Source organism: Planotetraspora sp. GP83, assembly GCF_041262585.1.
GTDB lineage: Bacteria > Actinomycetota > Actinomycetes > Streptosporangiales > Streptosporangiaceae > JAOEGB01.
In genome coordinates this window covers 39259-54205 of record NZ_JBGCBZ010000026.1, presented here as the reverse complement: position 1 = coordinate 54205, position 14947 = coordinate 39259, and the positions used below count along the sequence as shown (strand labels likewise).

General features: G+C 69.2%; 15 protein-coding genes. 6 read left to right on the top strand and 9 right to left on the bottom strand.

What is annotated here, in order from left to right; all coding sequences use genetic code 11:
* Window positions 1-257 precede the first annotated feature (257 nt).
* Window positions 258-794, top strand: a complete 537-nt coding sequence (locus ABH927_RS28985; protein ID WP_370026758.1) for an NUDIX hydrolase family protein — start codon at window positions 258-260, stop codon at window positions 792-794.
* 2 nt (window positions 795-796) lie between these two features.
* Here ABH927_RS28985 and ABH927_RS28980 read toward each other — a convergent pair whose 3' ends face one another.
* The 4 genes from ABH927_RS28980 to ABH927_RS28965 form a co-directional block, all read right to left on the bottom strand.
* Complete coding sequence (locus ABH927_RS28980; RefSeq protein ID WP_370026756.1) at window positions 797-1525, bottom strand: MFS transporter; 729 nt, start codon at window positions 1523-1525, stop codon at window positions 797-799.
* A 166-nt stretch (window positions 1526-1691) separates the two neighbouring features.
* Window positions 1692-2936, bottom strand: a complete 1245-nt coding sequence (locus ABH927_RS28975) for a cytochrome P450 (RefSeq protein ID WP_370026755.1) — start codon at window positions 2934-2936, stop codon at window positions 1692-1694.
* A 120-nt stretch (window positions 2937-3056) separates the two neighbouring features.
* The gene (locus tag ABH927_RS28970) at window positions 3057-4595 is read right to left on the bottom strand and encodes an alkaline phosphatase (RefSeq protein ID WP_370026753.1); all 1539 of its coding nucleotides are present in this window, start codon (window positions 4593-4595) and stop codon (window positions 3057-3059) included.
* Between the two features lie 263 nt (window positions 4596-4858).
* Window positions 4859-5359, bottom strand: coding sequence for an ATP-binding protein (locus tag ABH927_RS28965; RefSeq protein ID WP_370026751.1), 501 nt, complete (start codon window positions 5357-5359; stop codon window positions 4859-4861).
* A 131-nt stretch (window positions 5360-5490) separates the two neighbouring features.
* On the opposite strand from ABH927_RS28965, the gene ABH927_RS28960 reads away from it, so the two are divergent.
* From ABH927_RS28960 to ABH927_RS28945, 4 genes are all read left to right on the top strand, one after another.
* Entirely contained in the window at window positions 5491-6270 is a 780-nt protein-coding gene (locus tag ABH927_RS28960; protein ID WP_370026749.1) for a helix-turn-helix domain-containing protein, read from the top strand.
* Window positions 6261-6542, top strand: a complete 282-nt coding sequence (locus ABH927_RS28955; protein ID WP_370026747.1) for a DUF397 domain-containing protein — start codon at window positions 6261-6263, stop codon at window positions 6540-6542. The genes ABH927_RS28960 and ABH927_RS28955 overlap by 10 nt, the downstream gene beginning before the upstream one ends.
* A 461-nt stretch (window positions 6543-7003) precedes the next feature.
* Window positions 7004-8185 (top strand): metallophosphoesterase, encoded by a 1182-nt coding sequence (locus ABH927_RS28950; RefSeq protein WP_370026746.1) that lies wholly within the window; start codon window positions 7004-7006, stop codon window positions 8183-8185.
* 300 nt (window positions 8186-8485) lie between these two features.
* Window positions 8486-9904, top strand: a complete 1419-nt coding sequence (locus tag ABH927_RS28945) for an amidase (protein ID WP_370026744.1) — start codon at window positions 8486-8488, stop codon at window positions 9902-9904.
* 108 nt (window positions 9905-10012) lie between these two features.
* Here the strand turns inward: ABH927_RS28945 and ABH927_RS28940 are convergent, their stop codons facing one another.
* Window positions 10013-10528, bottom strand: a complete 516-nt coding sequence (locus ABH927_RS28940; RefSeq protein WP_370026742.1) for a DUF1003 domain-containing protein — start codon at window positions 10526-10528, stop codon at window positions 10013-10015.
* Between the two features lie 157 nt (window positions 10529-10685).
* Here ABH927_RS28940 and ABH927_RS28935 point away from each other — a divergent pair, with 157 nt between their 5' ends.
* A complete protein-coding gene (locus ABH927_RS28935; protein ID WP_370026740.1) occupies window positions 10686-11303 on the top strand; it encodes a helix-turn-helix domain-containing protein in 618 nt (205 codons plus the stop codon).
* Between the two features lie 49 nt (window positions 11304-11352).
* Here the strand turns inward: ABH927_RS28935 and ABH927_RS28930 are convergent, their stop codons facing one another.
* The 4 genes from ABH927_RS28930 to ABH927_RS28915 all read right to left on the bottom strand — a co-directional run bounded on the left by ABH927_RS28930 (window position 11353) and on the right by ABH927_RS28915 (window position 14849).
* Complete coding sequence (locus ABH927_RS28930; protein WP_370026739.1) at window positions 11353-12369, bottom strand: LLM class flavin-dependent oxidoreductase; 1017 nt, start codon at window positions 12367-12369, stop codon at window positions 11353-11355.
* 28 nt (window positions 12370-12397) lie between these two features.
* Window positions 12398-12730, bottom strand: a complete 333-nt coding sequence (locus ABH927_RS28925) for a TIGR04076 family protein (RefSeq protein WP_370026737.1) — start codon at window positions 12728-12730, stop codon at window positions 12398-12400.
* A gap of 15 nt (window positions 12731-12745) precedes the next feature.
* Window positions 12746-14416, bottom strand: a complete 1671-nt coding sequence (locus tag ABH927_RS28920) for an amidohydrolase family protein (RefSeq protein ID WP_370026735.1) — start codon at window positions 14414-14416, stop codon at window positions 12746-12748.
* Window positions 14417-14588: 172 nt separating this feature from the next.
* Complete coding sequence (locus ABH927_RS28915) at window positions 14589-14849, bottom strand: response regulator transcription factor (RefSeq protein ID WP_370026733.1); 261 nt, start codon at window positions 14847-14849, stop codon at window positions 14589-14591.
* Between the last annotated feature and the right edge of the window lie 98 nt (window positions 14850-14947).

Sequence of the window (14947 nt, the reverse complement as noted above, 5' to 3'; positions counted from 1 at the left end):
GACACGTACGGCGTCCACCGGCAGCGGTCCGGGACACTTGCGGGGACACCTGGCTTCAGGGCTTTCGCGCGGCCATCTCGTGATGACGGATCACTTCCTGGATGATAAATCTGAGGAATTTCGTGGCGAATTTCTGGCGTCCGCCGCCAGTCTTTGAAGCCGCTCTATCAGATCGCCGAGACGGTCGATGTAAACGCCCTGACCCGCGATGGCCGGCAATCTCGCAAGGTGAGCGGGCAGGGAAGTACGATCGGCCAATGACCGAAATGACCGAAACCACGCCCGGTTGGCTGAGTCCCGAAGAGCTCGAACTGACCCGCGCGCGGATGCCGATCCTCTACGTCGACGCCGTGCCGGTGAGAGTCGACGAGGCGGGAGTGGTCACGCATGTCGGCCTGCTGCTGCGCATCGGATCGGACGGGACGGTCAGCCGCGCCCTCGTCTCCGGCCGGGTGCTGCACCACGAGCGTGTCCGTGACGCGCTCATGCGCCACCTGGAGAAGGACCTCGGCCCAACGGCGCTTCCTCGCGTCCCGCCCTCTCCCCAGCCGTTCACCATCGCCGAGTACTTCCCCACACAGGGCGTCACGCCGTACCACGATCCTCGGCAGCACGCGGTGTCCTTGGCCTATGTGGTGCCGGTAGCGGGCGACTGCCGTCCCCGGCAGGACGCTCTCGACCTCGTCTGGTTCACTCCGGAGGAGGCGGCGTCGCCCATGGTTCAGCAGGAGATGACCGGCGGGCACGGCGTCCTGCTCAAGCAGGCCCTCGCGTACGTCGGCTGTCTTCCCTGAGATCAGACGGCCGCGCTGCCGGTCCTCGCGAGTGTGGGCTTGACGATGAGGATGTGGCACTGTGCGTGCCGTTCCAGCTCGTGGCTGGCGCTGGCGTCCATCATGGCGGCGATCCCGCCATGGGCCGGAGCTCCGATCACGACGACCCGTGCCCCGATCTGGTTGGCGTGCTCGGCCATCATCCGTCCCACTCCGCCGTGTTCAACGGATCCGAGGAGCACGTGCCCGACGGCGGGCACGTCATTGGGGTCAACTGCTGAAGGTACGCGCTCGGCGTGGACGAGATGCTTGTGCGCGGTGGAGAGGATGAGGATGCCGAGGACGAGCACCCCGGCTCCGATGTAGAAGGGGACGTGCAGGTTGGTGTACTCCACCAGCTTGCCGGCGACGAAGGGGGCCAGGCCGCCACCGATGAAGCGGACGAACCCGTAGGCGGCCGAGGCGATCGGGCGCTCGACCGAAGAGACGGTCATGACGGCCTGCGTGGTGACCGTGTTGTTCACGCCGATGAAGATGCCCGCCACGACGACGGCGGCGATCAGCACGGCCGGGTGCGTCGTCCAGATCGCGATGACCAGCACGGTGACGGCGAACAGAGCAAGATTGGCGTACAGCGTGCGGGCGATGCCGAAACGCCTCTGCAGCCACGGGGCCCCGAAAACGGCGAAGATCGCGACCAGCACGCCCCAGCCGGTGAAGACGAGGCCGAGCTGGATGGCGTCGAGGCCCATCGGGAACGGCGCGTAGCCGAGGACGGTGAAGAACGCCTGTAGCAGAGCGCGGTCAGCGACATCGTGAGCAGGCCACGGTGCCGCAGCGCGCGCAGGGGCTCGTACAGGATGATCGCACCGGCGAACCCGCCGCTGGCCGAGCTGATGATCACGGCCAGAGTTGTGATCACCAGGTCACGGGGAGCTCGTACACGCCGTAGACCAGCCCGTCGTGCTTGAACGGCACCTGGTCGAGGCCGACGGCGAGCCGCAGGCCAGGGACGCGCCGGAAGAGCGTGCCGTACGCGACCTGAAGCTCGACTCTGGCCAGCGCCTGCCCCAGGCACTGGTGCACCCCGAAGCCGAAGGCCAGGTGCCCGCGCGCGTCGCGGTGGACGTCCAACCGGTCGGGATCGGTGAACACCTCCTCGTCCCGGTTGCCCGCGTCGGAGGGGAAGATGACCCCGTCCCCCGCGTGAATGACCTGGCCGTGGAGGTCGATGTCCGCAAGGGCGACCCTGCGCCGTCCCGACTGGAGGATGGTCAGATAGCGCAGCAGCTCCTCGACCGCACCGGCGATGAGCACGGGGTCGTCACCGTCGCGCAGCGCGGCGAGCTGGCCGGGGTGCTCCAGGAGCGCCAGCGTGCCGAGCGCGATCATGTTCGCGGTGGTCTCATGGCCTGCGACGAGTAACAGCATGCCCATGGCCGCCGCTTCGCGCTGGGACAGGTTCCCGATCGCGACCTGCTCGACGGCCAGCTTCGACAGCAGGTCCTGGGCGGGGTTGGCGAGCTTCGCGGCGACCAGGCGGTCAAGGTAGCCGATCAGCTCGCTCTGGGCCGCCGCGCTCCTTTCCGGCGCCTGGTCACGGCTGACGATGATCCTGCTGTTCTCCTGGAAGAAGTCGTGGTCGGCGTACGGCACGCCGAGCAGTTCGCAGATCACCTGCGACGGCACAGGCAGGGCGAACGCCTCGACGAGGTCGACCGGCTTCGGGCCGGACAGCATGCCGTCGATCAGGCCGTCCACGATCCGCTGGATCGCCGGCCGCAGCGTCTCGGCCCGCTTGACGGTGAACAGGGCTGTCACCATACGGCGCAGCCGGGCGTGCTCGGGGTCGTCCATGCCGACGAAGCTTCGCGTCTGCCCCGTCCGCACGGCGAGGCCCGCGCTAGGGTGCGGGTAGCCCGCCAGTGTGATGTCGGCGCTGATCCGCGGATCGGCGAGCAGGGCGCGCTGGTCGGCGTAGCGAGTGACCAGCCAGGGGGTGCTGCCGTCCCACAACCGGACCTTGCTGATCGCCGTCTCGGACTGTACCTCTCGCAGTCGCGGGGGCGGGTCGAAGGGGCAGTGGGCCGTCCGTGCCATCGGATAGTCCGGGATGGCTCCCGCTGACGCGGGCGACCCCAGTTCGACGGATTCTGTGTGCATCTGTTCCACCTTTCACGAGGCTCGTCGATGGTGGTCCGCTTCGCGGCGGAGGCCCTGCACCCGGGGTGCGGCATGCACCCGGATGCGGCGGCCCACTCAATGAGAGCGCGGGTGCTGAGATCAGTCCAGGCGCTCGGCGTAATGGTCACCGTCGAGCACCTCGAAGACCGCTTGGGTCACGGGCTGGGCGGCGGGTGAGGCCGGGTCGACGACGACCCGCAGCGTCATGGTCGCGCGACCGTGCGTCAGGTCGCATCGGATATATCCCCGCCAGTCACCGCTGTAGTAGCGACAGTGGGGGTTGGCGCCGAGCTGCTCTTCGGTGAGCAGTTGGCCCTTGGCCGGAGAACTGATCGATGTGCCGACGAACTCCGGAGCCACGATGTCCCCCGGCCCGAGCCGGAGATCGTTCACGAAGTTGGCATGCGCGTCGCCGGTGATGACGACGGGATTGCTGACGCGGTTGTCCCGCAGAAAGCGCAGAAGGCGGCCGCGAGCCGCCGGATAGGCGGCCCATGTGTCGCCGGACAGGCGCGGGCTCACCGGGCCGCCGGTGGAGAAGTCGGCCATCATCACGCTGTTGGCCAGCACGTTCCATCTCGCCGTGGAGCCGGTGAGCGAGCGCCGGAGCCACTGCTCCTGGTCCGCGCCGAGGATGTGACGATCGGGATCCTCCCGGCCCGTGCACAGGGGAACGGCGAGGCCGCTGTCGATCGAGGGCTCCATCCCCGGCGCGCAGGGCGGCGCGTCGCGGTACTGGCGGGTGTCCAGCACGTGAAAGGCCGCCAGATCGCCGAATCCGATCCGGCGATGCACCCGCGTCTTCGATCCGTACGGCAGGGCGGTCGCGGGCACCGGCATGTGCTCGTACCAGGCCCGGTACGCGGCCGCCCGTCGCCGGCGCAGGGCCATCGTGTCGGCTGGGTTCGAAGAGTGGTAGCCGGCGTAGTTGTTCTCCACCTCGTGATCGTCGAAGGTCACTACGAAGGGACAGGCGGCGTGGGCGGCCTGCAGGTCAGGGGAGCTTTTGTAGAGCGCGTACAGGGCCCGGTAGTCGGCGAGCCCGCGGATGTCCCGGTTCTCGTAAATGTAGTCGCCAAGATGTACGACCAGGTTGACGCCCTCGTCGATCAATCCGAGGTAGGAGGAGTATCTCCCACTGGCGGTGCGCTTCTGGCAGGACACGAACGCGAACGTCAGCGCCTGGGCGGCTCGATCTGGCACGGTACGGAACCTGCCGGTAGCGCTGATCTCCCCTGCCGCCCGGAATCGGTAGAAGTACTCCTTGTCCGCCTCAAGGCCCACGACCTCGGCGTGAACGGAGTGGGCCAGCTCCGGGAAGGCGGTGGCGGTGCCCTCCCGGGCGACCTGGCTGAACGCGGAGTCGGTCGCCACCTGCCAGTCCACGTTCACCGGGCCGGAAAGGGGAGCTTCTCCAAGCGGCTCGGGGACCAGCCGCGTCCACAGCACCGCGCCATCGGGTCCCGGATCGCCGGACGCCACCCCCAGCGTGAACGGGTAGCCGGTCAGGCGACGCCGAGCGAAGATCGCCGGTCCCGCCTGACTCGTGGCCGCGAGGACGGCCAGGTCAGAGAAAGCATTGAGAAGCGCACGACGACTGGCGAACCGCTCGAAAGCCGCGTCAATGCCCCTTTCCATGACCTCTCCCCCAATGGCCCGCCCCCGTCGCATCGAGAAGCATTGCAGGCCGGAGGGCCGATTCCCAGGAAGCCGTACGTTGGAGCAAGGCCGCGCCGCGGCAGGCACTGGAGCACCAGGCGCCTGCGATTCCGAAAGTCAAGAGACGGCCTCGAACTCTCAACGGCCGCACTGGGGGGCACGAGCGAAATTGACCATGACAATAGTGCTGTTATTTCGCGCGGATGACAGCACTATCGTCATGATCGATGCGGGAAGAGACCTCAGGAATCCAGACCATGCGCTGGCCCTCCGCCGGAGGTCGTTGGCCAGGCGAGGAGTTGGAACCACACGGACTTGCCGTACGGGGTGAGCGCCCAGCCCCAGTGGTGAGAGAACGTCTGCACGATGGCGAGTCCCCGGCCACGGAGGTCGAGTTGGCCGGCCTGGCGTAGCCGTGGAAGCTTGCTGCTGGGGTCGTGGACGTCCACGACGAGTAGTTCCTTCTCCCTGCTGACCGTGACACGAATCGTGCTCGTCGCGGGGACACCGACTGACCCGTGCGTGAGTGCGTTGGTGATGAGTTCCGACGCCAGGAGTTCGGCGACTTCCGGAACGTCTTCGGCCGCGTCCCAATCGATGGCCACATCGCGCACGAACCGCCGGGCGGAGGCAACGCATTTCGTGTCACGCGGCAGCCACTTCTCACCCAGGACGGGAACGAGCCGGTCCGGCGTGTAGCGATATTCGGCCACCAGCGTTCGGGCCTCGATTGCCTCGGTCATCGACGTTCTCCCGGTCTCGGAATTTCACGTCCAGACTGCCGAGATCCGACTACTGTGAGTACGGATTTCGTTACCAAGGCCGACATTTGAAGGCCAGAGCCATGTCGTTGAACTCCGACAAGGGAGGCGTTGTGGTCGATTCCTACTCACCACAGGCGATATGGGGCAGGGAGCTGCGCCATTACAGGCAGGAGGCGAAGCTGACCCAGGCTCAGCTCGCCCAGAAGGTCCATTTCAGCGAGTCCCTGATCAGCGGCATCGAAACCGGCCAACTCCCCGCCAGCCCGGAATTCGCCCAATCCTGCGACGACGCCCTAACCACGGGCGGGGCCCTGCATCGCCTGCTCGACTGGCGGAAGGGACAGGTCTTCCCCTCCTGGTTCGGCAAGTGGCGCGACAAGGAGCAGGTCGCCACCACGCTGCGGACCTACGAACCGCTCGTGATCCCCGGCCTGCTCCAGACCAAGGCGTACGCGCGGGTCTTGCTGCGCGGCAACGAGGCAGCCGTGACGGCACGCCTGGACAGGCAACTCATCCTCACCCGTGAGGACCCGCAACCACCGACTTTCCGGTGCGTCATTGACGAGGCAGTCCTGTACCGGCCGATGGGAGGGCCGGAGGTAATGCGTGGGCAGCTTCACCACTTGATCTCGATGGCCGGTTCACGGCTGAGCGTCCAGATTGTCCCGCAGGGGATGCACTCGGGGTTGCTTGGAGGGTTCGTCATCGCGACGCTGGATGGCGGAAGCGACGTACTCTACGCGGAGACCGCCGTCCGGGGCATCACCACCAGCGACGCGGAGGATGTCACGGCAGCGATCGAGCGTTTCGAAAGCATCCGGACCGAGGCGCTACCGCTGAACATGTCCCTTGACTTGATTAAGAGAACGGCGGAGGAAAGATGGACCTGAGCATGGCGCGCTGGCGCAAGTCGAGCTTCTCCGGTGACAACGGCGGTAACTGCGTCGAGATCGCCGAACTGACCGATGCGACCGACGGCCCTGATCGAACGGCTCGCCACGTCGATGGCCCTGACCACAAGAGTGGCCACAGCAGGCTGATCGCCGTACGGGACTCGAAGGACCCCGACGGCCCCAAGCTGTTCTTCACCCCGTCTGAGTGGGCCGCCTTCGTCCAGGGCGTGAAGGCCGACGAGTTCAACGTCGCCCCTGACGCGCCCTGACCACCCGCACCTCCGCCGGCCGCGCCGTACCCGCCATCCGGCTAACGCGCGGAGCCGATCCGCCGCACCGTGGGTCGGCCGTGAGATCTCCTGCGCGGGCCGCCATGCAGACGATCATGTGAAAGGTTATGCCTGCGTGCAGGTGCAAACTGTTCGTGAGAGTCGATGAGGCGCGTCCGAACAGGCCAGCTTGTTGAGTGGCCTACGAGGAGAGGGGCAGGCGATGGCGCAGCGCTTGCTTGAGCTGGATGTGGAGAACTTCCGCAGCCTGCGGAAGGTCTCGCTGCCCTTGAGTCCGCGGTTACGCGCGGATGCCGCTACCTGCTGTGCCGAACACATTAAGACGGGCAGGTAGCCTCCCTCCGCTCCGGCGGGCGGCGATGCCTTGTGAACGGCGCGTGTGGTCGGCAGTACGCCGGAGGTGTCATGATGCACGCACCCCACGACCGAGGAGTTCAGCAGTGTCAGCTAGTGAAGCGGCACAGGCGGCGCCCGCCAGGCGATCGCTGCGGCCGTTACTGTTCGGCCTGACGATCATCGCCGTCCTGGCGCTGCTGTTCGGTCTGCCGTGGTGGACGTTGGTCATCGCGGACACGCGGTGGCCGACCGCCGTCGTTGTCGCCGGCACGATCATGTTCGCCGGCGCGCTCGTCGCGCTTCCCGTGCTCATGTACCTCGGACACGGCAGCCGCCATCGGGACTGGGCGGCGCGCACGGGCGACACGATCCTCGGCGTGATCTGGGTGCTGTTCGCCTGGGCTCTGCTCGGCAACGTGCTGCGGCTCGCACTCGTGATCGCCGATGTCGCCGACCCAGCCCGGTCCCGGATCGTCGCCGCCGCGACCGCCGCCGTGTCGCTCCTGCTGATGCTCTGGGGGTACGCCGAGGCGATGCGTGTGCCCCGCGTCAAGCGAGTGGACGTCACTATTCCCCGGTTAGGCGCGGGCATGGACGGCCTCCGGGTCGTCCTGCTGACCGACACGCACTACGGTCCGATCAACCGGGCCCGCTGGTCGGCCGGGGTCGTGGCGGCCGTCAACCAGCTCGACGCCGACATCGTGTGCCACACCGGCGACATCGCCGACGGCTCCGTGTCCGAACGGCGGGAGCAGGCCGCGCCGCTGGGCGACGTCCGTGCCCGGCTCGCCCGGACGTACGTGACCGGAAACCACGAGTACTTCGGCGAGGCGCAGGGCTGGCTCGACCACATGCGGGAGCTCGGCTGGGAACCCCTGCACAACCGGCACATCGTGGTGGAGCGCGACGGCTCCCGGCTCGTCGTCGCCGGCGTCGACGACGCCACCGCCGCGTCCTCGGGGCGCCCCGGTCACCACGCCGACCATGCCGCCGCGCTGGCGGACACCGACCCGGACCTTCCTGTACTGCTGCTCGCCCACCAGCCGAAGCAGATCGACGCGGCCGTCGCGCGCGGCGTCGACCTGCAGATCTCCGGACACACCCACGGCGGCCAGATCTGGCCCTTCCATTTCCTCGTGCGCCTCGACCAGCCCACGGTCCAGGGCCTGAGCCAGCACGGCGACCGGACCCAGCTCTACACCAGTCGGGGCACCGGTTTCTGGGGACCGCCATTCAGGATCTTCGCGCCGAGCGAGATCACCGTGCTCACCCTACGCGCGGCGTAAGCGCCGGCGACGGTAATTCAGTCGACGGTGAGGGCGGCTGCTGCCAACATGGTCGTCATGTCGCGAGCGTAGTAACACTTCGATCACCAGCAGGGGATGGTCCCCCGGACCAGGCCGGTTCCACGACAACTCAGAGCCACCGGCCCGGCGTAGTGACCATCGCCCCAGTTCAGGCCGTTCGTCAGCAGCGCCCCTGGGCCTAGATGGCTTGTCGCACGCTGCTCACCCACCTGGGATCCCAACGGATCCAGCTGTGATCGATGTGCCGGCGTCGAAGACGCCGAGAAACGGACTCCCGACATGCAACTCCACGAGTACGCGCGGTACGACGCCGTAGGACTTCGTGACCTGATCAGGGCGGGCGAGGTCACCGCCGGCGAGGTCGAGAGCGTCGCTCGACAGGCCCTGAGCGCGGCGAACGCGGAGGTGAACGGCCTGGCACTGCCGGTGTTCTCGCCTGCGCTCGACCACTCCGACGATGGGCCGTTCACCGGGGTGCCCTTCCTGATCAAGGACCATGGTCCGGTGGCGGAGGGGGTCCCGTTCTTCCTCGGGAGCCGAAGCCTGCCGGGCATCGTCCCCCCGCGCGACAGTGATCTGATGGCGCGCTTCCGCGCCGCCGGCCTCGCCACCCTGGGCCTGACCACCGTGCCGGAGATGGTGATCAGCTTCTCCACCGAATCGGTCAAGCACGGACCGACCCGCAACCCATGGGATCTGGAGCGGGGCGTGGGCGGATCGAGCGGTGGCGCGGCCGCTCTGGTCGCCGCAGGCGCCGTGCCCGTCGCACATGCCGGCGACGGAGCCGGGTCCATCCGGATCCCGGCCTCCTGCTGCGGGCTTGTCGGGCTCAAGCCGAGCCGGGGCCGCGTCCCATGCGGCCCTGACCTGGGGGAACCGATGCTCGGCATGGCGTACGAGTTCGCCCTGACGCGCACCGTCCGCGACGCCGCCCATCTCCTGGACGCCGTCCAGGGGCCTGGTGTCGGTGACAAGTACACCGCGCCGCCCCCGGGCGGCCGATATGCCAACGACGTCGGGGCCGACCCCGGCTCCCTGCGGGTGGCCGTGACCACCAAGGCCTGGTCGGGTGCGGTGGTGGACGGCGAAGTCGCCGCGGCGGCGGTCCAGGTCGGCCGTGTGCTGGAGGAGACCGGTCACACCGTCACCGAAGCGAGCCCGGTCCTCGATTGGGACGCGGTCATGCAGAGCATGGTGGCCGAAGCGGTCGCGATCGCGTCTCCCCTGCTCATGGCCCCGAGGCAACCGGACCCGGCCAGACTGGAAGCCGTCTCCAGGCGGCTTCTGCAGGTGGCGAGGGAGTACAGCGCGCTGGACATGATGGCCGCCTTCGGCGCGCAGAATCGGGTGACCCGGTCGGTGGGCGCGTTCTTCACCGAGTACGACCTGCTCATCACCCCGACATTGGGCCGCCTCCCGGCGCCTCATGGCACCCTGCGCTACGACGATCCCGGCCACACCCTGACAAGCTGGCTGCAGTCGATCTTCGAGTACGGCCCGTTCGCCATGGTGTTCAACATCTCCGGTCAGCCCGCGATCAGCCTGCCGCTGGGCCACAGCGACAGCGGGCTGCCGATCGGGGTGCAGATCGTCGCCCGCTACGGTCGCGAAGACGTGCTGTTCCGGATCGCCGCTCAACTGGAACAGGCCATGCCCTGGAAGGACCGGACCCCCGGGTTCTTCCTCGGAAGGCACTGACAGAGGTGGCTTCGCGGGCCCGCTCTTCTCAAAGGGGCGGGCCTGCGAGATCACAGCTCCGAGAGGTGCTTCTGGCTTCTTGTACGGCTCCGGGCACCCGGCCGGCTTTCATGAGGCGGCGGGGTTGACCTGACCGGCATGCCCGGGTGACTCGGCGTCGCTCGGGCCGGATCCCGATCGCGCGTGGGACGCGACGACGGCGGCGTGGATCTCGACGGTGAGCGCGTGGATGAGCTGGGTCAGCTCCGTGTTGTGGTGCAGCTCCACTGTCTGGGCCTTGTAGTCGTGGTCGGCCTTGCGCCGGGCGAAGTCGCCCTGGCGGTTCTGGCCGATCATGACGAAGGTGGACAGGAAGATGGCCTCCAACGAGACGACCAACGTCAGCGTCGGCCAGGGGCTTGCCTCCACGAAGATCATCCATAGGGCGAACCCGATCGCGTGGATATAGACGAACTGCATCGACCCGGCGAACCTGGTGATCGCGTCGGCCACACGGAGCTGCACGTCGGCGGCACGCTTCGCCTCGTGTTCGATGACCGCCGGGTGCACGTGCTCGATGAGCGCCCGACGCGTGCGCTTGTCACGCGGCGGATGCGCGCGGGACGCAGCCTTCTTGATCTTCACGGGGACCCTTCCAACCCGGCCGCGATCGGCACCGGGACGATGTGAGCTGACACTGGCGGATGAACGCTACGCCCTCCTGCCGAGCGAGAGCCGGGTGACTCCGGCGTTCGATAGCATCGAACAAATCGCATGGACGGACCCGGCGTCGGGAGGTCAGGTGGGCGGGAGCGACCGGCGTGCCGCGGCGGCCGGCGGCGAGCAGGAACGCGTCGGCGCCCACATCCGCCGGTTCCGCAAGGAGCAGGGGCTCACGCTCCGCGGGCTGTCCGCCAAGTCCGGCCTGTCGATCGGCTTCCTCTCCCAGGTCGAGCGGGGCGTCTCATCCATCGGCCTGACCGCGCTCAACAGCGTGGCCAACGCGCTCGACCGGCCGGTGGCCGCGTTCTTCGACGACGACGCGCCCGAGCCGGAGAGCGGCCTCCCGGCCTCACCACCGCGCCACTTCACGCTGACCCGTCGCGAGGACGGCGCCACGCAGTACGTCTCCGGCCAGCAGACCTACCGCATGCTCTCCGATCGCGGGCCCGGCCTCGTGCTGGAGCCGATGCTCGTGCACATCGCGCCCGGCGGCCGCCGCGAGGAGGCGTACGGCCACAAGGGCGAGGAGTTCGCCTACGTCGTCAGAGGCGAGCTGCTCTACGAGGTCGACGGCGTGGAGCACCGGCTCTTCCCCGGCGACAGCGTGCACCTGCGCTCCGACCTGCCCCACCGGATGTTCAACGACACCGGTGAGGTGACCACCGTGGTCTCGGTGGTCACCCCTCGTCTGTTCTGATCCGCGGCCCGCTGTTCACTCACACGTGAAGTCTCCGGGCTGCTCCACCTCACCGTCCGGACCCTTCCCGGTTCAACGCGGGCAGCACCGCGGAGCCGAGCAGCCAGACGCCGAGGTCGTCGGTGAGCCCGTGCGGCGTGCCGAACTCCACCCGGTGGACGCCGGCGTCGATGAGCGCCTGGGCCTGCGCGGCGACCTGGTCCGGGGTGCCGGAGAACGCGAACAGATCGAGCAGGTCGTCCGGGATCAGCAGGCCGGCCGCCTCGTGCCGCCCGGCGTCGGTCAGCTCCTTCACCCGGCGCAGCAGGTCGGCCGGGATCTCGACGGTCGGGTCGAGATCGGCCACGACGGCGAGGTACATCGCGACCTCCGTCCGGGCCCGGGCCCGCGCGGCGGCGCCGTCGGTGTCCACCACGGTCACGGCGCCGACCACGATGCCGATCTCGCCGGCGGACCGGCCGGCCTGCTCGGCGCCGACGCGCAGCCGGTCGCGGATCACCGGGACCATCGCCGGGTTGGCGCTGCCGCCGATCTTGATCTCGCCGGCGATCCGGCCCGCGAGGGCGACTCCGCGCGGTCCCCAGGCGCCGATCAGCAGCGGCGGGTCGGGGCGGTGTACGGCATAGCGCAGGGTCGTGCCGGGGGCCAGCCGGAACACCCGGCCCTCGAACCCTCCGGCGTCGCCGCCGAGGAGCCGGTAGACGACCTGCGCCGCCTCCTCGATGGCCGCCAGCGGCCGTGGCTGGTCGATGCCCACGGCGCCGAGCCAGGCGCCCCGGGCCAGGCCCAGGTACGCGCGCCCGCGCGAGGCGAGATCCAGGGCCGCCACCTGGCCGGCGATCTCGTAGGGCGCCATCGAGTACGGGTTGAGGCAGGCCGGTCCGAGGCGGACCCGCGAGGTGGCCGCCGCCATCTCCAGCAGCGGGAAGATGGGCGGCTGGTACATCAGATCACCGAAGACGGTGAGCACGTCGAAGCCCTGCTCCTCCGCCCGGCGGGCCAGCCGGGCGTAGTCGCCCGCCCGCTTGTCGCTCTGAAGGCCGAGCCCGATCTCCACGGGTGCCACGTCAGCTCCTCTGCCAGGTCAGGTCGCGTCAGGTCAGGTCGGCGGAGTTCATCCGGCGGCGGCGGGTGCGCTCCACACGCATGATCAGCCGCTCCTCCGGGTCGGGGCAGGCGAACAGCGAGTCCTGGGCCAGCCAGTCGCCGGCGGCCAGGTCCCGCTGTTTGGCCGCCAGGAACGGCAGCACCGACGCCAGCGCGTACACGCAGAAGTGCTTGCCGTCCGGCAGCCGCAGGTGTGCGCTGTCGGTCAGCTCGAAGTAGTCGCCGACCGCCATCCCGCAGACCGACCGGCCTTCGATCCGGTCGACGCCGACCCGCAGGTCGTAGAGCTCCATGTCGCCGTCGCCGGCGGTCTCCTCCATGTCAGGTCCTTCCCATCAGGGCACCAGCTCGGCGTGGTGGTGGACGATGAGCCAGCCGCCGGCGGAGTGCCGCAGCACGTCGGTCACCCGGGTGTGCTCGGCCGGGCCTCCGGCCGACTCGGCCGCGACCAGCACATATCGGGCGACGGCGGTGTCTCCCCACACGTCGACGCGCTTGTCCCGGGCCTCCAGTGAGGCCGGCGCGGGCCCGGCTCCGGCCGCGTCCCGTTGCGCCCGGTAGGCGTCCAGGTCGGCGCGGCTCCGCAGGGGGCCCGGCAGGTGCGTCTCCCACGTGGTCACCTCCGGGTGGAGGTGGGAGTCGAAGCGCCGCCGGTCGCCCGCGAGGAAGGCGTCGTACATGTCGTCGATGCCCGCGGCGACCACGGCGGCGGCGTCCTCGCCGGTCATCCCCATCCCCCTACCCATCCGGTCGTCGCGGACCACCTGGCCGCCCGACATCACCCAGCGCACGCCGCGGAACGCGGACGTCTCCGCGAGCGGGTCGCCGTCCATCGCGATGAGGTCGGCGTACTTGCCGGGCTCGACGGTGCCGAGGTCGGCCTCCGCGCCGAGCCAGCGCACCGGGCCGAGCGTCCCGGCGTAGAGCGCGCGGGCCGGGCCGATGCCGGCCTCGGACATGTACTCCAGCTCCCGCACCGAGGCGTTGGTGCCCTCGAAACCCCAGAAGGGCGGCATGTCGCTGCCGAGCAGCACCTCGACTCCCGCCTCGACGGCCATCGCGTAGCTGTCCAGGTGGCGGGGGCCGGCGCCCAGCGAGCGGCACTGCATCCACTCCGGCACGCCGAGCTCGTCGAAGAACTCCTTGCAGCGGGTGACCAGCAGCGTGGGCACGAGAGCGGTGCCCCGCTCCGCCATCTGGGCGGCCACCTCCGGGGTGAGCTGGTAGCCATGTTCGACGCAGTCCAGCCCCAGCTCGACGGCCTCGGCGATGACCGGCGCGGGACCGGCGTGCGCGGTGACCTTACGGCCCCAGGCGTGCGCGGTCTCGATCACGGCCGCCAGTTCGTCGGTGAAGAGCTGCCGGGTGTGGATCGCCTCGTGTTCACCCGCGATGCCGCCGGAGATCATCACCTTGATCAGGTCGGCGCCGGCCTTGACCTGGCTGCGCACCCCCTGGCGGAAGCCGTCCGCGCCGTCGCACTCGAGGGTGTCCGTGCCCTCATGGCCGTGGCCGCCGGTGCAGACCAGCGCCCGCCCCGCGGTGAAGATCCGGGGGCCGATCGCGCGGCCGGACGTGATCGCGCGGCGCAGCGCGAAGTCGGCGTGGTCCTTCTCCGCGACGCATCGTACGGTCGTCACTCCGCAGAGGAGGGTGCGCCGGGCGCCGTCGGCCATGTAGAGGGCAAGCTCGTGCGGGGTCATCCCCCTGACCGCGTCACCTCCCTGGCCGGGCAGGGACAGGGACAGGTGGGTGTGCATGTTCACGAGCCCTGGCGTGACGTACGCGCCGGCCAGGTCGATCTCACGGACGTCACCGGCCGCCCGGGCCTGGGCGAGGACCTCGGCGGCGGGCCCGACGGCGGCGATCCGGTCGCCGCGCACCCATATGGCCGCGCCGGGCAGCGGGCCGACGCCGTCGAGGACCCGGCCGTCGACCACCGTGCAGTTGGTCAGCACGGTGGTCAGCACGGTCGCCGGCTCCGCAGGCTGATGTGCGGCGCTCATGGGAGCCTCTCCAGTTCACGGGGAAGCGAGGGCCCGGGGTGGCCCCCGCATACCGGGGTGTTCTATCAGAACGAAACTCCAGTGAACAAGGGAGGGCAGGCGTTCACCTCGGCAAACTGCCCGCAGGGCGGCGAGATGTTCACCGGATTTCAGCGTCCGGAACGGCGCGTCGTCAGCCCCGGGGCTGGATGCCGTCGAGACGGGAGGCCAGCTGGGACCGCGAGGTGATGTTGAGCTTCGGGAAGATCCGGTAGAGGTGGGAGCCGACCGTGCGGGGCGAGAGGTAGAGCCGCTGTCCGATCTCGCGGTTGGACAGCCCGGCGGCGGCGAGCCTCGCGATCTGCAGCTCCTGGGCGGAGAGCGCGTCCTGGACGGCGGGCCCGTGGTCGGGGGCGCGTTCCCCGGAGCTGGAACCGGGACATCCACGCTCCATTCCTCGTACGAGCGATCGTAGGAACTCCAACCCGGGCTCGGCTTGGGTAAAACGACTCAACCTCCCCGCACAGCGCAGTCATGTGACCCAAGAGACGC